The 24,299-nt window shown below is 66.7% G+C and carries 22 protein-coding genes; 18 read left to right on the forward strand and 4 right to left on the reverse strand.

The annotated features are described in order from the left end of the window. Positions 1-117 precede the first annotated feature (117 nt). Positions 118-735: a TetR/AcrR family transcriptional regulator gene (locus tag VFG17_RS07455; protein WP_325028820.1), complete on the forward strand. Its 618-nt coding sequence runs from the start codon at positions 118-120 to the stop codon at positions 733-735. 14 nt (positions 736-749) lie between these two features. On the opposite strand, the gene VFG17_RS07460 is transcribed toward VFG17_RS07455, so the two are convergent. Further along, a complete protein-coding gene (locus tag VFG17_RS07460) occupies positions 750-1,376 on the reverse strand; it encodes a TetR/AcrR family transcriptional regulator (protein WP_325028821.1) in 627 nt (208 codons plus the stop codon). 132 nt (positions 1,377-1,508) lie between these two features. Between VFG17_RS07460 and VFG17_RS07465 the strand changes: the two genes are divergently transcribed. After that, positions 1,509-3,743: a TonB-dependent receptor gene (locus VFG17_RS07465; RefSeq protein ID WP_325028822.1), complete on the forward strand. Its 2,235-nt coding sequence runs from the start codon at positions 1,509-1,511 to the stop codon at positions 3,741-3,743. A 38-nt stretch (positions 3,744-3,781) separates the two neighbouring features. Beyond that, positions 3,782-4,639, forward strand: coding sequence for a tyrosine-protein phosphatase (locus VFG17_RS07470; RefSeq protein ID WP_325028823.1), 858 nt, complete (start codon positions 3,782-3,784; stop codon positions 4,637-4,639). A 62-nt stretch (positions 4,640-4,701) separates the two neighbouring features. Here VFG17_RS07470 and VFG17_RS07475 read toward each other — a convergent pair whose 3' ends face one another. Together VFG17_RS07475 and VFG17_RS07480 are read right to left on the reverse strand one after the other, a co-directional pair. Then, positions 4,702-7,023 carry a sulfatase-like hydrolase/transferase gene (locus tag VFG17_RS07475; RefSeq protein ID WP_325028824.1) on the reverse strand — a complete coding sequence of 774 codons (2,322 nt, stop codon included), beginning with the start codon at positions 7,021-7,023 and terminating at the stop codon, positions 4,702-4,704. A 5-nt stretch (positions 7,024-7,028) separates the two neighbouring features. After that, positions 7,029-7,793 (reverse strand): SDR family oxidoreductase, encoded by a 765-nt coding sequence (locus VFG17_RS07480; RefSeq protein WP_325028825.1) that lies wholly within the window; start codon positions 7,791-7,793, stop codon positions 7,029-7,031. Between the two features lie 150 nt (positions 7,794-7,943). Here VFG17_RS07480 and VFG17_RS07485 point away from each other — a divergent pair, with 150 nt between their 5' ends. From VFG17_RS07485 to VFG17_RS07545, 13 genes are read left to right on the forward strand one after another with little or no spacing between them, the layout of a single operon-like run. Then, positions 7,944-8,819, forward strand: a complete 876-nt coding sequence (locus tag VFG17_RS07485) for a CoA transferase subunit A (RefSeq protein WP_325028826.1) — start codon at positions 7,944-7,946, stop codon at positions 8,817-8,819. 13 nt (positions 8,820-8,832) lie between these two features. Continuing rightward, entirely contained in the window at positions 8,833-9,633 is an 801-nt protein-coding gene (locus tag VFG17_RS07490) for a ketoacid CoA transferase (RefSeq protein ID WP_325028827.1), read from the forward strand. A gap of 3 nt (positions 9,634-9,636) precedes the next feature. Beyond that, positions 9,637-10,560, forward strand: a complete 924-nt coding sequence (locus VFG17_RS07495) for an enoyl-CoA hydratase (protein ID WP_325028828.1) — start codon at positions 9,637-9,639, stop codon at positions 10,558-10,560. Further along, the gene (locus VFG17_RS07500) at positions 10,560-11,639 is read left to right on the forward strand and encodes a nitronate monooxygenase (RefSeq protein WP_325028829.1); all 1,080 of its coding nucleotides are present in this window, start codon (positions 10,560-10,562) and stop codon (positions 11,637-11,639) included. Before VFG17_RS07495 ends, VFG17_RS07500 begins: the two co-directional genes overlap by 1 nt. A 3-nt stretch (positions 11,640-11,642) precedes the next feature. Further along, positions 11,643-12,398, forward strand: a complete 756-nt coding sequence (locus tag VFG17_RS07505; RefSeq protein WP_325028830.1) for an enoyl-CoA hydratase family protein — start codon at positions 11,643-11,645, stop codon at positions 12,396-12,398. Continuing rightward, positions 12,398-13,549, forward strand: a complete 1,152-nt coding sequence (locus tag VFG17_RS07510) for an acyl-CoA dehydrogenase family protein (protein WP_325028831.1) — start codon at positions 12,398-12,400, stop codon at positions 13,547-13,549. Before VFG17_RS07505 ends, VFG17_RS07510 begins: the two co-directional genes overlap by 1 nt. 9 nt (positions 13,550-13,558) lie before the next feature. Further along, on the forward strand, positions 13,559-14,572 hold the full coding sequence (locus VFG17_RS07515) for an acyl-CoA dehydrogenase family protein (RefSeq protein WP_325028832.1): 1,014 nt from the start codon (positions 13,559-13,561) through the stop codon (positions 14,570-14,572). Positions 14,573-14,583: 11 nt separating this feature from the next. Continuing rightward, the gene (locus tag VFG17_RS07520; RefSeq protein WP_325028833.1) at positions 14,584-15,735 is read left to right on the forward strand and encodes an acetyl-CoA C-acetyltransferase; all 1,152 of its coding nucleotides are present in this window, start codon (positions 14,584-14,586) and stop codon (positions 15,733-15,735) included. Between the two features lie 5 nt (positions 15,736-15,740). Continuing rightward, on the forward strand, positions 15,741-16,643 hold the full coding sequence (locus VFG17_RS07525; protein ID WP_325028834.1) for an SDR family oxidoreductase: 903 nt from the start codon (positions 15,741-15,743) through the stop codon (positions 16,641-16,643). Between the two features lies 1 nt (position 16,644). Continuing rightward, positions 16,645-17,709: an acyl-CoA dehydrogenase family protein gene (locus VFG17_RS07530; RefSeq protein ID WP_325028835.1), complete on the forward strand. Its 1,065-nt coding sequence runs from the start codon at positions 16,645-16,647 to the stop codon at positions 17,707-17,709. Next, positions 17,706-18,887, forward strand: coding sequence for an acyl-CoA dehydrogenase family protein (locus VFG17_RS07535; protein WP_325028836.1), 1,182 nt, complete (start codon positions 17,706-17,708; stop codon positions 18,885-18,887). Before VFG17_RS07530 ends, VFG17_RS07535 begins: the two co-directional genes overlap by 4 nt. 11 nt (positions 18,888-18,898) lie before the next feature. Beyond that, positions 18,899-19,681 (forward strand): SDR family oxidoreductase, encoded by a 783-nt coding sequence (locus tag VFG17_RS07540; RefSeq protein ID WP_325028837.1) that lies wholly within the window; start codon positions 18,899-18,901, stop codon positions 19,679-19,681. Then, a complete protein-coding gene (locus VFG17_RS07545; RefSeq protein WP_325028838.1) occupies positions 19,678-20,142 on the forward strand; it encodes a MaoC family dehydratase in 465 nt (154 codons plus the stop codon). Before VFG17_RS07540 ends, VFG17_RS07545 begins: the two co-directional genes overlap by 4 nt. Positions 20,143-20,289: 147 nt before the next feature. Here VFG17_RS07545 and VFG17_RS07550 read toward each other — a convergent pair whose 3' ends face one another. Further along, the gene (locus tag VFG17_RS07550) at positions 20,290-21,840 is read right to left on the reverse strand and encodes a FadD3 family acyl-CoA ligase (RefSeq protein ID WP_325028839.1); all 1,551 of its coding nucleotides are present in this window, start codon (positions 21,838-21,840) and stop codon (positions 20,290-20,292) included. A 223-nt stretch (positions 21,841-22,063) separates the two neighbouring features. Between VFG17_RS07550 and VFG17_RS07555 the strand changes: the two genes are divergently transcribed. Next, positions 22,064-23,206, forward strand: coding sequence for a helix-turn-helix transcriptional regulator (locus VFG17_RS07555; RefSeq protein ID WP_325028840.1), 1,143 nt, complete (start codon positions 22,064-22,066; stop codon positions 23,204-23,206). Positions 23,207-23,319: 113 nt separating this feature from the next. After that, a complete protein-coding gene (locus VFG17_RS07560; protein WP_325028841.1) occupies positions 23,320-24,297 on the forward strand; it encodes a flavin reductase in 978 nt (325 codons plus the stop codon). Positions 24,298-24,299 lie beyond the last annotated feature (2 nt).

A 24,299-nucleotide genomic window follows, 5' to 3' on the forward strand; every position in this document is an offset into this window, starting at 1 on the left:
CTACCTTCGCGTAGGTAGATTTCTACCTGCATGAAGGTAGATTGCAAGCGCGATTTGATTGCGCCACAAGGGGCGCTGCGCGAGAGCGCGGAAACGGAAGGTTTTTGAGCATTGAATATGAAGCCCATCAGGCATGTGCGCGGCGAAGCAACGCGCCAGGCAATTCTCGAGGCGGCCGAAACGGTTTTCGCCGAGGTCGGCTTCACCACGGCAAGGCTCGAGGATGTCGCCGCGACGGTCGGCATCCGCCGCCCCTCGATCGTCTATTATTTCTCTAACAAGCAGGAGCTTTACGACGCGGTCGAGGAAGACATCTTCGCCGCCATGCACCGCGAAGCGATCAGCCGCATCGCCCAGCAGGAGCGGCCCATCGACAAGCTGCTCGCGCTGTTCGACGGGTGGCTCGACTTTCTCGTCGCGCGGCCGTCTGCCGCCCGCATCATTCAGCGGCTCGTCGCCGACGTCACCCCGCGCGGCGGCGACCCCACGCAATTCTCGAACGTGCTGCTGCGCGATGTCGAGACCGTGGTGAACGAAGGCGTCGCCGCCGGCGACTTTCGTCCGCTGCCGCCGATGCATGTCGTCAACGCAGTGGGATCGAGTTCGCTCTTCTACGTCTGCAACAGCAAGCAGCTGGGCTCCAACCGCAGCTACGACGCCGCCGACCCCAAGGAACTCGAAAGCTTCCGCGAACTGCTCCACCTGCTGACCCGCGCGGCCGTCGCTCCGGCCTAGGGTCATATCATGGATCAGGGCAGCACGGCGGTGCGCGCAAGCTTGTGCAGCAAAGTCCGGAAGACCACCTTGTCCGCCGGATCGGAAGGATCGTAACGCCGCTGCTCGCCAACCTGGCGGCTGTTGCAGACAAAGAACAGGATTCCCGCCGCGACCCCGTTGACGAACGTCATCGTGGATAGGGGAACAAAAGCACCGCGCGCGATTCCATAGGCCAGCGTCCGGTCCATATCTTCGAGAGCGACATAGGAAAACTCCACCGGATTGTCGCCGCGAACGGCCGTATCGGCGACAAGGCGCTGAAGGATTCGGGCGGCGGGCGGACGGTCGATGAAGAAGTCTAGCCAAGCGTCGAGATGCGCAAGCAGCCGGGCCGTCGGATCTTCGACGCCGGCGGTGCGCGCCTCGCAGACCGCGTGCATATTTTCGAATATGCGCTGCTCGACGGCATCGTAGAGCATTTTCTTCGTCGAGAAATGATGGAGCAGCGAGGGCCGCCGAATGCCGACGGCATCGGCAATATCCTCCAGCCGCGCTGCCCGGAAACCCGTCGCAGCGAATACGCGCTCGGCTTCGTGGAGGATCGCTTCGCGGGTTGCATCGGCGCGCTCCTTGCGCGTCGCCGGCATGGGAATGGTCATGTGCATCGCGCCTTTTTGGCGCATTCGAATGACGCTTGCAAATCTCCCTTCTCCGGTTACAAATTCGTCTACTCATCAGTAGGTGAATCGACGCGGGCGACAAAAGCCCGCGCAAAATGGGAGGGAAAATCTATGTCGAACGGAGGATTGCACCTTTTACGCATCGCGCTCGCGGCGTCGGCCGCCACCTGGCTCGCAACGCCAGCCGCAGCGCAGGAAAGCACCGGAGACGAGACGATCGGCGTGACCGACATCGTGGTGACCGCCCAGAAGCGCGAAGAGAATCTGCAGGACACGCCGATCTCGATGGTCGCGCTCAGCTCGGAGACGCTCGAGGAAAAGGGCATCGGCTCGCTGTCCGACCTGTTCACCGGCGCGGTCCCGTCGATCCGCATCGCGCCCTTCGTCGGCCGCGTGTCCGCGGTCAGCATCGGGATGCGCGGTCTGGTCCCGGTCGACGCCACGCAGGTCAGCCGCGATCCCACCGTCGGCATCTATATCGACAGCGTCTATCTCGGCCGCGTGTCGGGGCTCGGCATGGAGCTCGCCGACATCGAGCGGATCGAGGTGCTGCGCGGGCCGCAGGGCACATTGTTCGGCCGCAACACGATCGGCGGCGCGATCAGCGTGGTGTCGAAGCGGCCGACCGGCGAGGCGAGCGTCGACGTCAAGGCGGGCATCGGCAATTATCGCGGCCGGTCCCTTGCGGCGCACGTCAACCTGCCTGAGGCTGCAGGGCTCAGCGTCAAGGTCGACGGCGTGTTCGAGGGCCGCGACGGTCTGGTGAAGAATCCGCTGGGCGGCGACGCGCTCGATTATGGCGAGATCAAGCGATACGGCTTCAAGATCTCGGTGCTCGGGCGGCTCGCCGAGAATCTGTCGCTGCTCTATGCCTATGATCTCTCGCGCGACAAATCGACGGGCTATTATCATTATATCACCGCGTCGGACCAGTCGCCCGCGGTCACGCCATCCTTCATCACGCTCGATACCGGCCGCGTGCGCACCGGCCGCTTCGGCTTCCCCGTCTTTCGCAACCCGCAGGAGGCCAAGGGCCACAGCATCACCGCCGAATGGGACGTGAGCGACGCGCTGACGATCCGTTCGATCTCCGCGTGGCGGAATCTCGATTCGACCCAGCTCGACACCGACGAAGGATCGAACACGACCTGGGGCCCGAACCGCCGCTTCGGCCGCCTGAGCTATGCCAATGTGAAGCAGAGCCAGTTCAGCCAGGAAGTGCAACTCGTCGGCGATGTCGGCGAGTTGAAATTCGTCCTCGGCGCCTATTATTTCAAGGAAAAGGGTCAGGACGAGGCGATCGTCTATTCGCTCGGAACGCTCAATTCGACGCTGACGGGGGTCAATTTCTTCCCCGAACCGTCGCCCGATGACGGCGCCTCCCGGCTTCCCGATCGCGCGGCGCTGGTCGATGTCAAATCCAAGGCGCTGTTCGGCCAGGCGACCTGGTCGCCCGAGGCGCTGCGCGGACTGCATATCACCGCCGGCGCGCGCTACACCGACGATCACAAGGACGGCCGCCTGCTGTTTATCGCAGGCGTCGATCCGAATCTGACATTCGTCTTCGATTCAAGCCGCATCGATCCGATGGCGACGATCGCCTATGACTTCAGCGAGGACATCAACGCCTATGTGAAGTGGAGTCGCGCTTATCGCGCCGGCGGCGCCAACACGCGCTCGGTCATCTTGCGCACCTTTGGCGAGGAAGAGCTGACAGCGTGGGAAGCCGGGATGAAGGCGGACTTGTTCGACCGCAGGCTGCGCGTCAACGTCGCAGCCTATATGAGCCGCCTGTCCAACCAGCAGGTCGACTTCCTGAACCCCGCTTTCATTTCGAACACCGAAACGGTCAACGCGCCCGAAAAGCGCAAGATCAAGGGGGTCGAGGCCGATATCACGCTCGTTCCGGTGCGCGGCCTGTCGCTGTCGGCCAATTATGTCTACACCGATGCGCCGCCGACCCCGGTGCGGAACATCTTTACCGGCGAGATCGAACAGACTTCCTCGGCCTTCACCCCGAAACATGCGGCGAGCCTCTCGGCCGACTATGTCTTTCCCGCCTTTTCCTTTGGCCAGCTGCGCGCCTATGTCGGCCTCGATACCGCCGGAAACTACATTCCCAACGGCACCGTCGACGTCAAAGCGGACAAGGCGCTGCTGCTGAACGGCCGGCTGACGCTGGGCGACATCGACCTCGGCGGCGGCACGCTGGAAGTGGCGCTGTGGGGAAAGAACCTGACCAACGCGACCTATAATCTCTTCGATTTCCGTATTCCCAGGAGGACGACCGCAACGCTGTACAACGAACCGCGAACCTATGGCCTCGAAGCCCGGGTGAGGTTCTGAAGAACACCGCCCGGCGGGCGGATTATTGGAGGAACGATATGAAAAAGGCATTTCTCGCACTGCTGCTGCTGGCGCCCGCGCCGGCAATGGCATGGAGCGAAACCATCGCCGCGCGCGACACCAGCGAAGCGCCCGCAAAGCGCGAAATCGCGCTCGCCGGCGGCGACAATTTCCGCGACGTCGGGGGCTACCGCACCAAGGACGGCCATGCGGTGGCGTGGGGCAAGCTCTACCGCTCGGCGTCGGTCGGGCGTTATACCGCCGACGATCAGGCCTTGATCCGCAAATTGTCGGTGGGGTCGATCATCGACCTGCGCTCGACGCGCGAACGCCAGGCCGACAAGACGCCGTGGATGCAGGAAGCGGAGGTCGGCTACTGGACGCGCGACTACGACCTGTCGGGCGGCAATCTGGGCGCGCTGTTCGCGAAAGGCGCCAAGCTCGATGCGGCGATGATGCGCGATGTGATGATCCACGGCTATCGCGGCTTCCCCAAGGAACAAGCCGCATCCTACCGCGTGCTGTTCAATCGGCTGCTGAATTCCGACAAGGCGGTGATCGTCAATTGCACCGCGGGCAAGGACCGCACCGGCGTCGGCGTCGCACTGGTGCTGAGCGCACTCGGCGTGCCCTATGAGACGATCATGGAGGATTATCTCCTGAGCAACACGATGCTCGACGCCGAGGCGTTGCAGGCCGACGCGGGGATGAAGGCGGCGATGACTGCGCTGCCCCCCGATGTCGCCAAGCCGCTCCTCGGGGTCGAGCGCGCCTATCTCGACGCCGCCTTCGACCAGATCAACAAGGACTATGGCAGCGTCGAAGCCTATCTAGACCGCGAACTCGGGGTCGACGCGGCGGCGATCAAACGGCTGCGCCAGCAGATGCTGGGTTGATCGGCGGCTCGTGAACACCCGGCAACGCCGCCCCGACGGGCGGCGTTGCCGGTCGCGCCGGCTCAGCGAAGCTGGACCTCGACCTTCGATATCGTGCCGTTGAAGACGTCGCCGCGCTGGTAATCGACCACCGGCGACCCGGTGTCGCGGCCGATGTCGAAGGTTTCGCCGAGCCCGGCGGCTACGAGGATGGTGCGATCGACCGTGCCCGATGCCATCTCGCGGCCATTGGCGCTGATCCGCAGCGTGCCGCCCTGCCCGGGCCCGCGCGCATAGTCGAAATCGAAACGAAGCTGCACCGGCCCCCCGGGGAGTTTGTCTTTCGCCGCGACGCGATATTGATGCTGCGGCTGCTGCGAAAAGGCGTGGACCGCCACAGGGCGCCCGCGGTCGAGGAAGAAACTCCAGCCGCCGAACCGGCTGCCGCTCGCGACGACAGCGCCCTCGCCGCCGGCCTTGGGGATCACGATGTCGGCGGTGATGCTGAACGAGCGGACGTTGATCGGCGGCGCCGCGGCCTGCGCCACGCTGACGCCCGCGCCCCAGAAGACCGATTTCGCGCGCATCGGCGGGATGCCGCCCGCCATGACCCGCGCCATGCCGAAACGATCGTCGAGCGGCAGCACCTTGTTCGCCTGCGCCTCGCGCTTCCAGAGCGCCTGAAGCTCGGCCAGTTTCGCCGGATTGGCCGCGGCGACGTCGCGCGACTGGCTGAAATCCTTTCTGAGGTCGTATAATTCCCAATCATAATCCGTCGGCAAACCCTCCACCGGACGTGGATCCCAAGGCGCGCGCTTGGGCGTCGTGTTGGCGAACCAGCCGTCGGCATAAATGCCGCGATTGCCGAGCAGCTCGAAATATTGGGTGCGATGGCGTTCGGGTGCGGCGGCGTCCGCGAAGCTGTAGACCATGCTGACGCCATCGACGCGCTGCTGGTCCGCGCCGTTGACACGCGTGGGCAGCGGCAGGCCGGCCGCCTCGAGGATCGTCGGCATGATGTCGGCGACATGGGTGAACTGGCTGCGAACACCGCGCGCCGCGATCCCCTTGGGCCAGGAGACGACCAGCCCGTTGCGGATGCCGCCCAGATGCGACGCGACCTGCTTGGTCCACGGGAAGGGCGCGTTGGTCGCCCAAGCCCAGCCCGCCGAGAATATCTGATAGCTGTCCGGGCCGCCCATGTCGGGCATCGCCCGAAGCAGCCAGCCGGTATCCTCGGGCACATTGTTGGCGAGTTTGCCGATTTCGTTGCTGTCGCCGGCGGGGCCGCCCTCGGCGCTCGCGCCATTGTCGCCTTCGATGAACAGAACCAGCGTATTATCGCTTTCGCCCATGCGGTCGAGTTCGTCGAGAACGCGGCCGATCTCGGCGTCCTGATAGGCGAGCATGCCCGCGAACACCTCCATCATCCGCGCATGGACGCGGCGCTCGTCGTCCGACAGCGCATCCCAAGCGGGGATGGCGGCGGGGCGCGGCGTGAGCATCGTGTCGGCCGGAACGAGCCGCAGCGCCTTTTGCCGCGCGACGCTTTGCTCGCGCAGGGCATCCCAGCCGGCGTCGAACCGGCCCTTGAACTTCGCGATCCAGTCGGCGGGCGCCTGGTGCGGCGCGTGCGCGCTGCCCGGCGCGAGATAGGCGAAGAAGGGTTTTTCGGGCGCCGCCGCCTGCTGGTTATGCAGCCAGTGGATCAGGTCGGTGGCGAGGTCGGCGTCGAGCGTCGTTTCGGGATGGTGACGGCGTTCGACGGGCGAGATGCCGCGATAGAGGTTGGGGCGCCACTGGTTGGTGTCGCCGCCGATGAAGCCATAGAAATATTCGAAGCCCAGCCCCGTCGGCCACAGGTCGAACGGCCCGGCGGCCGATGTCTGCCCGCCCGGAACATTATGGTGCTTGCCGAAAAAGCCGGTGTTCCAGCCGTTGAGGCGCAGCACTTCGGCGACCGTCGCGGCCGAGCGCGGCATTTCGGCCCAATAGCCCGGATAGCCGGTGGTAAGGTCGGTGATCAGCCCGGTCGAAACAGCGTGGTGGTTGCGCCCGGTGAGCAGCGCCGCGCGGGTCGGCGAACACATCGCGGTCGTGTGAAAGTGGTTGTACAATAGCCCGCGCCGCGCGAGGCGATCGAGATTGGGCGTGGGCACCGGTCCGCCGAAGGTGCTGGCGGCGGCAAAACCGACGTCGTCGGTCAGGATCAACAGCACATTCGGGGCGCCCGCCGGAGCCTGGACCCGCTTCGGCCTCGCGGGTTTCGAATCCTTCCACGTCTCGCCGATCGTGCCCGCAAAGGGCTGTTCGGGCGCGGGCAGCACCGTCCGGTCCCGCGCCCCCGCCGCCGATGCCAGCGATAGGGCGGCCAGCGCCGAATAGCGCATTCGTCTGCCGATCATGGGGCTCAGGCCTTTCGCGCGAGGTCGAGAAACGCCGGACGCTCGCCGCCGCCATGCACCGCGATCCGCGCGCCGCTGACATAGGCGGCGTCGTCCGAGGCGAGGAAACTTACCACCCCCGCGATGTCGGCGCCCTGCGCCATGCGGCCGAGCGGCAGCATTGCATCGATGCGTTTCATGCCCTCTTCGCCGCCATAGTGATCGGCCGCCGCTTCGGTCGCGACGAGTCCGACGACGACCGCGTTGACGCGGACCTTCGGTCCCCATTCCATCGCGAGTGATTCGGTCAGGCTGAGAAGGCCCGCCTTCGCCGCACCATAGACTGCGGTTCCCGGCGAGGGGCGCACCCCCGACACGCTGGCGATGTTGACGATGGCGCCGCCTTCGGCCTGCGCCTGCATGATCCGGTTCGCCGCCTGCGCGACGTGCAGCGGTCCCAGCAGGTTCAGCGCGAGGACGCGTTCTGAGAAGCGCGACGACGCGGTCGCGGCATCGGCCTCGGGCGAGCCGCCGGCATTGTTGACGACAAGGTCGAGCCGGCCGTGGCGCGCGAAGATGCGCTCGACCATCGCCTGCACCGCGTCGGCGTCGCGCACGTCGCAGGCCTCGAATTCGGCAGCGTGCCCCTCGTGCGAAGGTAGCTCGGTTGGCGCATTGCGTCCGCAAATCACGACGTCGAAACCGTCGGCGAGCAGGCGCTCGGCAATCGCGCGGCCGATGCCCTTGCCGCCGCCCGTAACGAGCGCCACGCGCCGATTTCCGTCCGCCATATCTGCCTCCATCATTGGGCCAACCTCTCCGCTCCGGCCCGGCGAAAGTCTCCCCCCATATGGCGGTATCGAACCCGCCGCCACAGTCCCTAATCGCTTCAGGCAATGGCGGAGGCGCGCGGGTTCGCCGCATGAGTGCTGGAGAGTGGATTGAACAAGCAATTGACCATCGAGCAGTTCGTCGCTTCGCTGAAAAGCGGGATGACGGTCGGAATCGGCGGCTGGGGGCCGCGCCGCAAGCCGATGGCGCTCGTCCGCGCGATCCTGCGCTCGGATCTCAAGGACCTGACCATCGTCGCCTATGGCGGCCCCGAGGTCGGCATGCTCTGCGCCGCCGGCAAGGTGAAGAAGCTGATCTTCGGCTTCGTCTCGATGGACGCGATCCCGCTCGAGCCCTATTTCCGCAAGGCGCGTGAGGCTAGGACGCTCGACATCCTCGAACTCGACGAAGGCATGCTGCAATGGGGGCTCAAGGCCGCGGCGTTCCGCCTGCCCTTCCTGCCGACGCATGTCGGGCTCGGCACCGACATCATGACGCACGGCGGGTTCAAGACCGTGCAGTCGCCGTATGACGACGGCGAAGTGCTGCTCGCCATGCCCGCGCTGCGGCTCGATGCCGCGCTGCTCCACGTCCACCGCGCCGACAAGCTCGGCAACATCCAGGCACTCGGCCCCGACACCTATTATGACGAATGGTTCGCCCGCGCCGCGGACAAGACCTTCGTTTCGGCCGAAGAGATCGTCGACCGCATGGACCACAGCTATCCCGAGGACGCACGCGCCAACATCGTCGAGCGCTGCTTCATCCACGGGGTGGTCGAAGCCCCGCTTGGTGCGCACCCGACCTCGATGCCGCCGTCGTACGGCTGGGACATGAAGCATCTCAAATCCTACGCCGCGAGCGCGCGCGAGGACGGCGGCTGGGATGCCTATTTCGCCGACACGATCGGCGCCGACGAGGCGGGCTATCTCGACCGCGTCGGCGGCAGGGATGCCGTCACCGCCCTCCCCCTTCCCATTTTCTGAGGCGGCCGACACCATGACCACCGCACCCGATTTCACCTTCTGCGAACAGCTTATCGTTGCCGCGTCCGAGGCATGGCGCGGCAATGGCGAGCTCGTCGCGACAGGCATCGGCCCCGCGCCGCGCCTCGCCGCCTCGCTCGCCAAGCTGACGCACACCCCCGAGCTGATGATGACCGATGGTGAGGCGTATCTGGTCGAGGATCCGGTTCCGCTCGGCCCGCGCGGCTATGATGACCGCAAGGCGGCGGGTTACCTGCCCTTCTCGCGCTTCTTCGATGCCGCGGTGTGGCCCGGCAAGCGCCACGCGATGGTGACGCCCAGCCAGATCGACCGCTTCGGGCAGACGAATATTTCCTACCTTGGCGGCACCTATGACCAGCCGAAGGTGCAGATGCTCGGCGCGCGCGGCTTTCCGGGCAACAGCATCTGCCATATCAATTCGATGTTCATTCCCGCCCATTCGAAGCGCGTCTTCGTCGAGGGCGAGGTCGATATGGTGTCGAGCGTCGGCTATAATCCGGCGCGTCGCACGCCGGGCGTCAATTTCAGCCGCGTCGACCTGCGGCTGATCGTCACCGACCTGTGCGTGATGGATTTCGGCGGCACCGATAATGCCATCCGCGTCGTGATGCTGCACCCCGGCGTCACTTTCGACGAAGTGCAGAACGCGACCGGCTTCGCGCTCGAAGACGCGGCCGAGATCAAGACCACCCCCGCCCCGACCACCGAGCAGCTCGCGATCATCGCGCGGCTCGACCCGCACAATCTGCGCGCGGGCGTGCTCAAGGACAACCCTGCGGGCAAGAGGAGCTGAGCGATGAGCGAGCAGAATGACGGGCTGGTCCCGCCGGTCGACGAAGCGCCGGTTTACGAGACCGATACGCCGGTCCTCTACGAGGCGGCAGACGGCATTGCGTGGGTGACGCTCAACCGCCCGCAATATCACAATGTCCAGAACAGCCAGATGACCTATGCGCTCGACGACGCCCTCTTCCGCGCGGTCGACGACGATGCGGTCAAGGTCATCGTCCTGAAATCGGACGCCAAGCATTTCAGCGCCGGGCACGACATCGGCACGCCGGGTCGCGACTTTCACTCTCGCGTCGACCGCCGGCTGATGTGGTACGATCACTCGACCAAGGCGGGCGCCGAAAAGGCCTATGCCCGCGAGCATGAACAATATCTGGGCATGTGCAAAAGGTGGCGGGACATTCCCAAGCCCACGATCGCGCAGGTCCATGGCGGCTGCATCGCCGGCGGGCTGATGCTCGCCTGGGTGTGCGACCTGATCATCGCCTCCGACGACGCCTTCTTTCAGGACCCGGTACTCCAGATGGGCTTTCCGGGGCTCGAATATTTCGCTCATTGCCATGAACTCAATGTCCGGCTGGCAAAGGAATTCCTGTTCCTCGGCGAACGGATGAGCGCCGAGCGGGCGCGCGAAGCCGGGATGGTCAACCGCGTCGTGCCGCGCGCCGACCTCGCCGATGAGGTCAAGCGCGTCGCCGAGCGGATCGCGACGCAGCCGCGCCTCGCGCTGCAGCTCGCGAAGCAGGCGTGCAACCATATGGAGACGCTGGCGGGCAAGAATGCCGGGATCGACGCGGCGTTCGGCTATCATCATTTCGCCCACGCCAACAACAGCCTCGTAAAGGGCGACTATATCGCTGGCTTCGACGGCAAGAAGATGGCCGCGGCGAACAAGAAGGACGTCGGCCAAAAGGATCAGGGGGAAGGCTGATGGCCGACCCGCTCGCCACCTTGCTCACCGAGCGGCTCGGCTGCCAGCTGCCGGTGATCCAGACCGCGATGGGCTGGATCGCGACGCCGGGGCTGGTGATCGCGTCGAGCGAGGCGGGCGCCTTTGGCTTCCTCGCGGGCGCGGTGATGCAGCCCGCCGAACTCGAAGCCGCGATCCTCGCGGTCAAGGCGGGCACGAAGCAACCCTTCGGCGTCAATTTCCATATGTTTCAGCCGGGCGCTGCGGAGATCGTCGAGATCATCCTGAAGCACCGCGACCAGGTGCGCGCAGTCAGCTTCGGGCGGGGGCCCGATGCGAAGATGATCGGGCGCTTCAAGGATGCGGGCATCCTCTGCGTGCCGACCGTCGGCGCGGTCAAACATGCGCAGAAGATGGTGCAGCTCGGCGTCGACATGGTGACGGTGCAGGGCGGCGAAGGCGGCGGTCATACCGGCTCGGTCGCCTCGACGATCCTGCTCCCGCAGGTGCTCGACGCAGTGAAGGTGCCGGTGATCGCAGCGGGTGGCTTCGGCGACGGGCGCGGGCTCGCTGCGGCGCTGGCGTTCGGCGCGGTCGGCATCGCGATGGGCACGCGCTTCCTGATGACGCGCGAAAGCCCGATCCCCGACCTCACCAAGGCGCGTTATGTCAAGGCGGGCACCGACGATATTCTCGTGTCGACGAAGGTCGACGGCATGCCGCAGCGGATGATCAAAAACGCGCTGCTCGACCGCATCGAGCGTTCGACCGGCCTCGGCATCTGGCGCCGCGCGGTCGAGAGCGGGCTTCAGATGAAGCGCCAGACGGGCGCTTCGTTCGGTGAGCTGTTCCGCGCCGCAAAGGGCATGACTAGCCACGGCGGACTCACCTTGCCGCAAGCGATGATGGCCGCCTCGGCGCCGATGCTGATCCAGAGGGCGGTGGTCGAGGGCGACCCCGATCACGGGCTGATGGCGACGGGCCTCGTCGCCGGGCGTCTCGACGATCTGCCAAGCTGCGCCGAGCTTCTTGGCGGCATCGAACGCGACGCACACGCACGCCTCGCCGCCCTCTCCTCTTCTTCGCCAACAGGGGTCTGACCCATGCCGATCCATACCGAAATCAAGGACCGCATCGCCGAGATCGTGTTCGACGTCCCGCCGGTCAACGCGTTCGACAGCGAAACGTGGAACAGCCTGCCCGCGATCATTAGCGAGGCGGGCGCCAATCCCGAGGTCAATGTCGTGCTGATCCGCGCCGCCGAAAGCGCGCGCGGCTTCTGCGGCGGCGTCGACATCAAGGAAATGCAAGCGCATCCCGAGCGCATCACTTTGCTCAACCGCGGCAATTACCTGACCTTCAAGGCGGTTCGCGATTGCGAAGTTCCCGTCGTCGTCGCGGTCCATAAATTCGTGATCGGCGGCGGCATCGGCATCTGCGGCGCGAGCGACACGATCATCGCCGCAGACGACGCTTATTTCTCGCTGCCCGAGGTCGATCGCGGCGCGATGGGCGGCGCCTCGCACCTCTCGCGCATGCTGCCGCTGCACAAGGTCCGCGCCGCCTTCTTCACCGGCGGCAACATCCCCGTCGAGGAGGCCTATCGGCTCGGCGCAGTCGAGCAAGTCGTGCCGCGCGAGCAGCTCGTCGACGAAGCGCGCGCCTTTGCGGCCGTTATCGCGGGCAAGTCGCGCAAGGCGCTGGTGATCGCGAAGGAAGCGCTGAACGGGCTCGAAGCGCGCGACGTCGATCGCGGCTATCGCTGGGAACAGGGCTTCACGCTCGAAATGTATATGCACGAGGACAGCCAGAAATCGCGCGACGCCTTTGTCGAGACGGGCAAGGCGGCCGAATTCTGATGGATCTCGCCTACACAACCGAACAACAGGATTTCCGCGCCGAAGTGCGCGCGTGGATGGAAGCGAACGTCCCCAAGGACCCGCTCGTGACGCTCGAGCGCGAGGACGGCTATCACCAGCATGTCGAATGGGAGCGCAAGCTCGCGAGCGGCAATTGGGGCATGGTGACATGGCCCGAGGCCTATGGCGGGCGCGGGCTCGACCTGATCCAGTGGCTGATCTTCGAAGAGGAATATTATCGCGCCGGGGCGCCCCTGCGCGTCAACCAGAACGGCATCTTCCTGCTCGGCCCGACCGTCATGGAATTCGGCACCGACGAACAGAAAGCGCGCTTCCTGACCCCGATGGCGAGGGGCGAAGTCATCTGGGCGCAGGCGTGGTCCGAACCCAATGCGGGCTCGGACATGGCGGCGATCACGTCGAAGGCGATCCGTGACGGCGACCATTATGTCATCACCGGCCAGAAAACCTGGTCGAGCCGCGCGAGCTTCGCCGACTGGGGTTTCGGCCTGTTCCGCACCGACCCCGAATCGAAGCGGCACAAGGGGCTGAGCTTCATCCTGTTCGATTTGAACGCCACCGGCGTCACGCGCCGTCCGATCCGCCAGCTTCACGGCGACCCCGGCTTCGCCGAGCTGTTCTTCGACGAAGTGCGCGTGCCGGCCCACAACCGCATCGCGGGCGAAGGCGAAGGCTGGAACGTCGCGATGGCGACCGCGGGGTTCGAGCGCGGGCTGATGCTACGCTCGCCCGCGCGCTTTCAGGCCGCCGCCGAGCGCCTCGTCAAACTGTTCCGCCAACATGAAGCAAAGGCCGCGCCCGCCGCGCGCGAGCAGGTTTGCCAAGCGTGGATGGACGCGCAGGCCTATGCCTATAACACCTATGCCGTCGCCTCGAAGATCATGGCGGGCGGACATATCGGCGCCGAGGCGAGCCTCAACAAGATTTTCTGGTCCGAACTCGACCGCGCCGCGCACCGCACCGCGATGCAGCTCTTGGGCGCGTCGGCCGAGCTTCGCCATCTCGACGGCGGCGCGCTCAATAGCTGGCTCGAAGGCTATATCTTCTCGCTCTCGGGTCCGATCTACGCCGGGTCGAACGAGATCCAGCGCAACATCATCGCCGAGCGGCTGCTCGGCCTGCCGAGATAAGCGGGCCCCATGGATTTCACGATCACCGAAGATCAGGCGACGTTGACGCAGGGCGTGCGCGACTATCTGGCGGGCGTTCACGCGCCCGAACTGCTCCGCGCGCTCGATGCCAGCGACAGCCGCCGCTCGGCCGACGTCTGGCAAGGCCTGACCGACATGGGCCTGCCCGGCCTGCTCGTTCCCGAGGCCGATGGCGGGCTCGGCCTGTCGTTGCTCGATGCGGTGCTGATCGCCGCCGAACTCGGCCGCGCCGGCGTCGCCGAACCGCTCGCCGACACCGCGCTCGTCGCCGCGCCGCTGCTCGCCAAGGCGGGCGGGCAGGACGCGCTGCTCGCGGCCATCGCCAGCGGTGAAGCGAAGATTGCGCTTCAACACCCCGTCAACCCGTGGGTCGCCGACCTCGAGGACGCAAGCCATCTCCTGTCGGCAAAGGATGGCGCGCTGCTGCTCGCCGAGCATAGCGGCGGCGCCGACCTCCTCGACAGCGTCGATCCGCTCCGCCGCCTTTATGCGCCCATCCCGCCTTCCGGAGTCGAAGTCGGCTCGGCCGACGCGCTGCTCGACCATGCCGCGCTGATTGTCGCCGCGCAGCTTGTCGGCGTCGCCGATGCGATGCTCGAACAGGCGACCGATTATGCGAAGAACCGCAGCCAGTTCGGCCAGCCGATCGGCAGCTTTCAGGCGGTCAAGCATCACCTCGCGACCGCGGTGGTCAAGATCGAGTTCGCCAAGCCGGTGATCCAGCGCGCCGCGGGAGCACTCGCCGAAGGATCGGCCAGCGCCCCCGTCCATGTCAGCCACGCCAAGCTCGCCGCCGCCGACGCGGCGTGGGCGATGAGCGAGACCGCGATCCAGACGCACGGCGCAATGGGCTATACCTATGAAGTCGACCTGCATTTCTGGATGAAGCGCGCCTGGGCGCTGTCCGGCGCATGGGGCGACCGCGCTTTCCACTTCGCGCGCATCGACGCCGCCGTCATCGGCGGCGGGCTGCCGATCGGCCCCGGCCACAGCTTCGCATAAAGGATAAGAACATGGCTGAAGCCTATATCATCGACGCCGTCCGCACCCCGATCGGGCGCAAGAAGGGCAGCCTCGCCGCCGTCCACCCCGCCGACCTCGCCGCGCACCCGATCAGGGCGCTGGTCCAGCGCACCGGCATCGACGCAGGGCTGGTCGACGATGTCGTCTGGGGCTGCTGCGACACGATCGGGCCGCAGGCGGGCGACATCGGCCGCACCGCGTGGCTCGTTGCCGGCCTGCCCGAACATGTCCCCGGCACGACGATCGACCGCCAGTGCGGATCGTCGCAGCAGGCGGTGCATTTCGCGGCGCAGGGCGTGATGAGCGGCACGCAGGACCTCGTCGTCGCGGGCGGCAGCCAGGCGATGAACGCGATCCCGATCTCAGCCGCCATGTATGCGGGACAGGCCTATGGCTTCGACAGCCCCTTCATCGGCTCGAAGGGCTGGAACGCCCGCTACGGCACCGAGGAAATCAACCAGATCAAATCGGCCGAGATGATCGCGGGCAAGTGGCAGATCAGCCGCGAAGCGATGGAGGCCTTCGCCACCGAATCGCACCGCCGCGCGCAGGCCGCGATCGATAACGGCTGGTTCAAGGCCGAGATCGCGCCGCTCGAAGGGCTGGAGCAGGACGAGACCGTCCGCCCCCAGACGACCCCCGAAGGGCTCGCGACACTCCGCACCGTCAACGAGGGCGGCGTGATCACCGCAGGCATCGCCAGCCAGAATTGCGACGGCGCCGCGGCGCTGCTGATCGCCAGCGAGGCGGCGGTGAAGGCGCACGGCCTGAAACCTCGCGCGCGCATCCATCATCTGTCGGTGCGCGCCGACAATCCGGTATGGATGCTCACCGGCCCGATCCCTGCGACGAAATATGCGCTCGAAAAGGCCGGCATGACGGTGGGCGACATCGACCTGTTCGAATGCAACGAGGCCTTCGCCAGCATCCCGATGGCGTGGATGCAGGAACTCGGCGTCCCGCACGAGAAGGTCAATGTGCAGGGCGGCGCGATCGCGCTCGGCCATCCGATCGGTGCGACGGGCGCGCGCCTGATGACCACCCTGCTCGGCGCGCTCGAACGCACCGGCGGTCGCTATGGCCTCCAGACGATGTGCGAAGGCGGCGGCCAGGCGAACGTCACCATCATCGAAAGGCTGTAAGCGACATGGGCATCTGCGACGGACGGACCGTCATCATCACCGGCGCTGCGCGCGGGCTCGGGCGCTCCTATGCGCTCGCCTTCGCCGCCGAGGGCGCCAATGTCGTCGTCAATGACATCGGTACGAGCCTGTCGGGCGAAGGCCGCGATACGTCGGCAGCCGACGGCGTCGTCGCCGAGATCAAGGCGGCGGGCGGCAACGCCATCGCCAATTATGAGGACATCACCGACTGGGATGCGGCGAAGCGCATCGTCGATGCCGCGGTCGCGGAATTCGGCGACCTGCATGTCGTCGTCAATAATGCCGGCATCGTGCGCGACCGCATGTTCGTCTCCGCGACCCCCGAAGAATGGGACGCCACGATGCACGTCCATCTGCGCGGTCATTTCTGCGTCGCCCGCCATGCGGTCGACTATTGGCGCGCGCAGCAGAAAGCAGGCAGCCCTGTCGACGCGCGCATCATCAACACGACGAGCGGTGCGGGCTTGCAAGGGTCGATCGCGCAGGCGGCCTATTCGACCGCGAAGGGCGGGATCGCGGCGCTGACTTTGGTGCAGGCGGCCGAGCTTGGCCGTTACGGCATCACCGCCAACGCGCTTGCTCCGGCGGCGCGTACGCGGATGACCGAGCAGGCCTTCGCCGACAAGATGGCGGCGGTCGAAACCGGGTTCGACGCGCAGGACCCCGATAATATCGCGCCGACCGTGGTGTGGCTCGGCTCCGAACAATCGAAGCATGTCACCGGCTGCGTCTTCGAACTCGAAGGCGGACGCATTACGATCGAGGACGGCTGGAAGCTCGGCCCGACGGTCGACCGTCAGGCAAAATGGAACCCCGTCGACGTCGGCGGCGCGGTCGACAAGCTGCTGTCCGAACGGCGCGAACCGCGCAAGGTCTGGGGCAGCTGAGATGCATTTCGCCTTCACCGACGAACAGGCGATGATCGCCGAAACGGCGAAGGCGTTCTTCGCCGAGCAGGCGACGAGCGAGCGCACCCGCGCCGCGATGGCTGGCACGGGCGCCGACGAGGCGCTGTGGCGGGCCTTCACCGCCGAACTCGGTCTCGCCGGGGTCGCAATCCCCGAGGCCGAGGGCGGCGTCGGGCTCGGCATGGTCGAACTCGCGATCCTCGCCGAAGCGGCGGGGCGGCACGTCGCCGCGCTGCCTTTACTCGCGAGCGTCGGCCTCGCCATCCCCGCGATCCTCGCCGGTGGCAGTTCCGAACAGAAAGCGCGCCTCCTCCCCCGCCTCGCCGCGGGCGAGCTGGTGGCAAGTTTCGCCGAGGCTGCGCCGGGCACAACATCGAGCGACGGCACGCTTACCGGCGCCGCGCTGCACGTCCCGCACGGCGCGCGCGCCGATCTGTTCATCGTCGCGGTCGAGGGCGGCGCGGTGATCGTCGAGCGCGACGCGCCCGGGCTCACCATCACCCCGCGCACCAGCATGGACCAGACGCGCCCCTATGCGCGGCTCGATTTCGGCGGCGTCGCGGCCGAACCGCTCGCCGATCCCGCGGCGGCGCTGGCGGCAGCGCACGCAACTGGCGCGCTCGCCATCGCCGCCGACGCGCTCGGCGGCGCGCAGGCGTGCCTCGACCACACGGTCGCCTATGCAAAGGAACGCATCCAGTTCGGCCGCGCGATCGGCAGCTTCCAAGCGATCAAGCACCGTCTCGCCGACATGATGGTCGCGGTCGAGCAGGCGCGCTCGGCGCTTTATTGGGCGGCATGCGCAATCGACGAGGGATCGGAGGAGGCAGCGTTCGCGGTCCATGCCGCCAAGGCCTTTGCCTGCGACACCTATTCGCTCTGCGCGGGAGAGATGATCCAGCTCCATGGCGGCATCGGCTTCACCTGGGAGCATGACGCGCATCTCTATTTCAAGCGCGCGCGCAGCAACGCGAACCTGCTCGGCACTCCCGACTGGCACCGCGAGCGGATCGCCGCGCTCGCCGGATTGGATCAGGCCGCATGAAGCTGGGTTTTTCTCCTGAAGAGGAAGCTTTTCGCGCCGAAGCGGCCGCATGGCTTTCGGCCGAACTCGGCGGGCCTTTCGCCGACGTGCGCGGGCTCACGAGCCTGACCGAGAGCCCCGAACGCCGCCGCGACTGGGAAAAGCGGCTCGGCGAGGCGGGATGGAGCTGCGTCGGCTGGCCCCGCGACTATGGAGGCCGCGACGCGACGCTCGCCGAGCAGGTGATCTTCGCCGAGGAATATGCGCGCGCCGGCGCTCCGCCGCGGCTCAACCATATCGGCATCGAACTTGCCGGCCCCACCATCCTCGCCTTCGGCACCGACGCGCAAAAGGCGCGCTTCCTGCCGCCGATCGCGCGCGGCGAGGAAATCTGGTGCCAGGGCTATTCCGAACCGGGGGCCGGCTCCGATCTCGCCAATGTCCGCACGCGCGCATGGCGCGAGGGCGAAGACTGGGTGATCGAGGGGCAGAAGGTCTGGACCAGCCTCGCGCAATTTTCCGACTGGATTTTCGTGATCGCGCGCAGCGAGGAGGGATCGAAGGGCCCCAAAGGCCTTTCCTTCCTGCTCGTCCCCGTCGACCAGAGCGGCGTCACCGTCCGCCCGATCCACCAGATCACCGGTGAGGCCGAGTTCAACGAAACCTTCTTCGACGGCGCGCGCACCGGTGCCGCGAATATCCTCGGCGCGCCCGGCGATGGCTGGAAAGTCGCGATGGGACTGCTGGGCTTCGAGCGCGGCGTCTCGACGCTCGCGCAGCAGATGGGCTTCCGCAACGAACTCGACGCAGTGATCGTTGCCGCCCGCGCCAATGGCGAGGCGAAGAACCCGCTGATCCGCCAACGCATCGCGAAGGCCGAAATCGGCCTCCGGCTGATGCGCTATGGCGCGCTCCGCATGCTCACCGATGCGGAGGGGGGCAAGCTCGACGCGTCGGCGCTCACCTACAAGATCCAGTGGGCGACGTGGCGACGCGACCTCGGCGAGCTGGCGATGGACGTGCTCGGCCCGGCAGGCGAAACCACAGCGGGCCGCGACTATGCCTTCCCCGCGCTCCCCAACCTCTATCTCTACAGCCGCGCCGACACGATTTACGGCGGCACGAACGAGATTCAGCGCAACATCATCGCCGAGCGCGCGCTCGGCCTCCCGCGCGAGCCGCGCGGCGACCTCAAATAAAGGAACGAAGCGTGGCACGACCGGCCCCCGAATATCCGACCCCGACCGGCCTTCTGAAAGGCAAGACCGTGCTGATCACCGCCGCCGCGGGCAGCGGCATCGGCGGCGCGGTCGCGCAGCGCGCGGCGGAGGAAGGCGCGTCGCTCTTCCTCTCCGACATGCACGAGCGGCGCCTCGGCGAGACCGCCGACCGGATCGAAGGCCTCGGCTTCGCGCGTCCCGGCACGCGCGTCTGCGACGTCACCGACGAGGCGCAGGTACAGGCGCTCGTTTCGGGCGCGATCGGCGCGATGGGGCATGTCGACGTGCTGATCAACAACGCCGGGCTCGGCGGCGCCGCGCCCGTCGTCGAGATGACCGACGATCAGTGGCACAAGGTGCTCGACGTCACGCTCACCAGCGTCTTCCGCATGACGCGCGCGATCCTGCCGCATATGTACGAACGCCAGAAGGGCGCGATCGTCAACAACGCCTCGGTGCTCGGCTGGCGCGCGCAGAAATTGCAGGCGCATTATGCCGCGGCGAAGGCTGGCGTGATGGCCTTCACGCGCTGCTCGGCGCTCGAGGCGGCCGAGCAAGGCGTCCGCATCAATGCCGTGTCGCCGAGCCTCGCGATGCACGCCTCGCTGTCGAAGGTCACCCCGCCGGGCCTGCTCGAGGAGCTGACCGAGAAAGAGGCCTTCGGCCGCTATGCCGAGCCATGGGAGGTCGCGAACGTCATGCTCTTCCTCGCGAGCGACCTCTCCTCCTACATGGCCGGCGAAGTCGTGTCGGTGTCGAGCCAGCAGGCATGAGCGCCCGCGTCTTCGACACCCCCGCGGCGCTGCTCGCGGCAGTGGGCGAGCAATTCGGTCCGAGCGAGTGGGTGACGATCGAGCAGGATCGCATCGACCTGTTCGCGCAGGCGACCGACGATCACCAGTGGATTCATGTCGACCCCGAGCGCGCGAAGGACGGCCCCTTCGGGCGCACGATCGCACACGGTTACCTCACGATGAGCCTCGTCAACCGCTTCCTGCCCGAGCTGGTCGAGGTGCGCGGCGTTGCGATGGGCGTCAACATCGGCACCGACAGTCTGCGCTTCCTCAGCCCCGTCCCCGCGGGCAGCCGAATCCGGGGGCGCGGCGAGCTGGTCAAGGCCGAGGAAGCCAAGGGCGGCGTCCAGGCGGTGGTTCACGTGACGGTGGAGATCGACGGCGAAGCGAAACCCGCCTGCGTCGTCGATACGATCAGCCGCTTTTATCCGGAGACGTAACAAGGGCGGTTTTCGGGTGTGGAGGTGTCGCTTACCTTTTTCGTCATCCCGGACTTGATCCGGGATCCATTAGGGCGACGGTAGCTGTGGACCCCGGATCAAGTCCGGGGTGACGATGAAAGAGAGGCAACTTCCGGCCGAAACCCTTCATCCCCGCAAAAGAAACTTCTGCACCTTGCCCGCCGCGTTCATCGGCAGCGCATCGACAATCTCCACCCGCCGAGGCACCTTGTAATTCGCCATATTCTCGCGGCACCAGGAGATGACCTCCTCGGGCGTCGCGCTCGCGCCGGGGCGCAGCACGACGAAGGCCATCGGCACTTCGCCCAGCCGTTCGTCGGGTACGCCGATCACCGCCGACTGCATCACCGCGGGGTACGCCGCGAGCAGCCCCTCGATCTCCGCCGGATAAGCGTTGAAGCCGCCGACGATGAAGATGTCCTTCGCACGGTCGGTGATCTTCACATTGCCGCGCGCGTCCTGCACCGCGATGTCGCCGGTGCGCAGCCAGCCTTCGCCGTCGATCGCCGCCGCGGTCGCCGCCGGATCGTTGAAATAGCCGCGCATCACATTGGGCCCGCGCACGAGCAGTTCGCCCGCTTCGCCTTCCGCCACTGCCTTGCCCACCTCGTCGACCAGCCTGACCTCGATCCCGCCCAGCGGCCGGCCGGCGGTGTTGGCGATCGTCGCGGCGTCATCGCCCGCGCCGCACATCGTCACAACACCGCAGGTTTCGGTCAGGCCATAGGCGGTGAGCACGACATCGATGCCGAGCTTGCTGCGCATCTCCTCGATCAGCGTCACCGGCACCGACGCCGCGCCGGTGATCGCGACGCGCAGCGACGAAATGTCGAACGTCTCATAAGGCCCGGCGAGCAGGCTCTGATAGATGGTTGGCGGCCCGGGGAGCAATGTGACGCGCTCGCGCTCGATCCGTTCGAACACCCGCTCGGTCTGAAACACCGCATGGGGTAATACGGTCACCCCGCGCATCAGCGCGACCAGCCAGCCCGCCTTGTAGCCGAAGCTGTGGAAAAAGGGATTGATGATCAGGAAATTGTCGCCGGGCCCATAGGTCAGCGTTTCGCCATAGGCGAGATAGAGCCGGACATTCTGGCCGTGCGTCGTCACCGCGCCCTTGGGGTTGCCCGTGGTGCCCGAGGTGAAGAGGATGTCGCAGACCTGATCCTCGCCCAGCGCATCCAGGCGCGCGTCGACCGCGGCATCCGAAAGCGCGGAGCCGCGATCGAGGAAGACCTGCCAGGGCGCGCCGCCCTCCTCGCCCTTGATCAGCACGATGCCGCGCAGATCGGGCAGATCCTCGCCCGCGAGCAATTGCGGATAGGCGGTGCCGAGAAAATCGGACACAGTGAACAGCAGCCTGGCGCCGCTGGTGCGCAGGATATAGCCCGCCTCGCGCCCTTTCAGCCGCGTGTTGAGCGGCACGATCGCGGCGCCCGCCGCCTGCGCGCCGAGGGCGGCGATGATCCAGCCCGTCGCATTGGGCGCCCAGATTGCGATCCGGTCCCCTTGGGCGACCCCCGCCGCGATAAAACCCTTGGCGGCCGCGCGCGCCAGCGGTTCGAGGTCGCGATACCGGACCTCGGTTCCGTCCTCGCCCCGGATCGCGACGGCGTCGCCATGCGTGCGGGCGGCGGCGAATATCCTGTGGGGTATCGTGAACTTCGCGTCGGCCACGGCAGATCATCTCCTGCGCCGGGTGCTCATGGACACCGTCCATCCGCCCCGGTCGATTGCTCCTCGCTGCGTTACGCGCGGGCGGGACGGCGACAACCCCTATTCGGGGGGAGCATGATCGGATCGCCCCCCCTTGCCGCCCCGGCCCGGACGGTTCATTGCCGACCGGGGGCCGACTCTCCTAATATCAGTGCAGGGACGCGAACAGGAAGCAAAAGCCGGAATGCGGATCGGAAAACCTCTGGCCGACGTCGACGAACTGGTGACCCTGCTTTATCGCGGGCCGCTCGAAGCGACGCCATGGCTGGGCTTCCTCGAAGCGCTGAGCCGGCGGATGCGCTGCGCCAGCGCCGCGATCACGCTGCGCCTCAGCCGCCAGGGCACGCCGCCGCTGATCATCTGGGGACCGCCCCCTATGATCGACGAGCGCGAAGCGCGCCGCATTCATGCGGTCCATGCCGAACTCGGCGATCTCGACCCCCTGCGCAACGCCTTGACCAAGACTGGGGACATCTACCGGCTGAGCGAGGTGATTTCGCCCGACGATCTTCGCGCCAATCGCTTCTATCGCGAGATTTTGCAGCCCTATGGCATCGAATATCAGCTCGGCATGTATATCTCCGAACCCGGCGGGTGGGAGGGCAATGTCGGCCTGACCAACGGCCCCGACGAAGACGATTTCACCGACGACGACAAACAGGTGCTGCTCGCGCTGCGCCCGCATCTCGAACAGTCGCTCGCGCTCTTCTCGCGCATCCGCCGCGACGAGACCGAGCTTCAGGTGATGATCGACACGCTCGACCGGCTGACGCTCTGCACCTTCATCCTCGACGGCGCGGGCCGCGTCCTGCGTACCAACAGCGCCGGCCGCGCGCTGGTCAAATCGAACAGCGCGGTGCGCGCCGCCGACGACCGGCTGGTGCTCGCGAGCAAGGCGGGCAATGCCCAGCTTCAGCAGCTGATCGGCAAAGCGATCGCGGCGCGGCGCGACGGCGGCAGCTTCGCCGAGGGACTGCGCGTCGAGGCCGACATCGATCGGCATCTGGGGGTCCTCGTGCGCACGATCGAAACCCCCTCGCGCTACAGCAACGAGGCGGGACCCGCCGCGGTGGTCTATGTTTCGGGGCTCGACAACAACCAGCCGGTCGAACGACTGGTCAGCCAGATCTTCGACCTCACGCCGTCCGAAGCGCATCTGGCGGCGCTGCTCGCGACCGGGCTCAGCCTCGCCGAGGCGGCCGCCAGGCTGGAGCTGACCGAAAATACGGTGCGCAGCTATTGCAAGACGATCCTCAGCAAGACCGGGGTCAGCCGGCAGGCCGACCTCGTCCGCCTGATCCTGCGCAGCGTCGCCGTTCTCGGCTGACAGCGCGCGGGCCGGAGCCTCGTTATCTAGTCCAATTGAGCGATGCGCGGCCGGAACCGGGCGATAGTCTCCTGTCATACCCGCCCACCCAACGCGGCCGGATGAGGAGCAAGATGACCATGGCCGCCAACCCCGATGCCATTGCCTTCCGCGGCGCGCTCGGCGCGTTCGCGACCGGGGTGACGATCGTCACGACGCGCGACGATGCGGGTGTGGATTGCGGGCTGACCGCGAACAGCTTCAACTCGGTCTCGCTCGATCCGCCGATGGTGCTGTGGAGCCTCGCGCGCACGTCGCAGAACATGGAGGCTTTTCGGGGTGCGCCGCATTTCGCGGTGCATATCCTCGCCGCCGATCAGGAGGCGCTCTCCAATGGCTTCGCCAAGCGCGGCGCCGATAAATTCGCGGGCGTCGAGGTCGAACGCGGCGAAGGCGACGTGCCGCTGCTGACCGGTTGCACCGCGCGGTTCCAGTGCCGCACCGCCTATCAATATGAGGGCGGCGACCATATCATCTTCGTGGGCGAAGTGATCGCCTTCGATCATGAAGACCGCGCGCCGCTGCTGTTCCATGGCGGCCGCTATGCGATGGCCGCGCGCAAGGCCGCGACGCTCACCGCCTACGACCCCGGCGCGCAGCCCGCCGGCAGCTTTGGCGAGGACTTCCTCGGCTATCTGCTCGGCCGCGCGCATTTCCAGCTCTATGGGCGGATGCGGGACAGCCTGAGCGAACATCATCTCGACGCCACCGATCATTTCATCCTGAGCGTGCTCGGGATCAACGACGGGCGCACGGCGGCCGAGATCGACGGCGTGATCGGCTATACCGGCGCCCACATCAGTTCCGATCGCATTACATCGCTCGCGGCGCGCGGCATCGTCCGGACCGATCCGGCCGACCGGCTCTGGCTGACCGACACCGGCCGCCGCACGCTCGTCGAACTCGCCGCCGCGGCCAAGGCGGCCGAGGAGGATGCGCTTGGCGCCTTCGACGAGAATGAGACCGCGCTGCTCAAGCATCTGCTCAAGCATGTCATCCGCAGCACCGATCCCGGGCTTCCCGACCCGTGGGCGGCGCCGGGGACGCCTTAAAC

The organism is Sphingopyxis sp. (assembly GCF_035686825.1).
In the GTDB taxonomy this organism is placed as follows: Bacteria; Pseudomonadota; Alphaproteobacteria; order Sphingomonadales; family Sphingomonadaceae; genus Sphingopyxis.